Below are 279 nucleotides of genomic sequence, written 5' to 3'. Positions count from 1 at the left end.
GCAGAAGAAGGACAAGGGGAGGCACATCATTACCTCCGCCATCGAGCACCACGCGATCCACCATACCGCCCGCTATCTGGAGAAGCAGGGCTTTGAGGTCACCTATCTGCCGGTGGACGGCCAGGGACGGGTGGACCCCGCCGCCGTGATGGCGGCCCTCCGCCCGGATACGATCCTCATCTCCATTATGACCGCCAACAACGTGATCGGCACCATCGAGCCAATCGCGGAGATCGGGGCGATCGCCCGGGAAGCGGGCGTACTCTTCCACACCGATGC

At 63.8% G+C, this 279-nt stretch carries 1 protein-coding gene; it reads left to right on the top strand.

Annotated features, from left to right (window positions below; all coding sequences use genetic code 11):
• On the top strand, positions 1 to 279 hold a 279-nt coding region (locus NE547_RS18260), incomplete at both ends, for an aminotransferase class V-fold PLP-dependent enzyme (RefSeq protein ID WP_256176648.1).

Origin of the sequence: Flavonifractor sp. DFI.6.63 (assembly GCF_024462255.1) — a bacterium.
Taxonomy (GTDB): Bacteria; Bacillota; Clostridia; order Oscillospirales; family Oscillospiraceae; genus Lawsonibacter_A; species Lawsonibacter_A hominis.
Note: the sequence above shows the minus strand (reverse complement) of the source record. Positions and strands in the feature narration are given on the sequence as shown.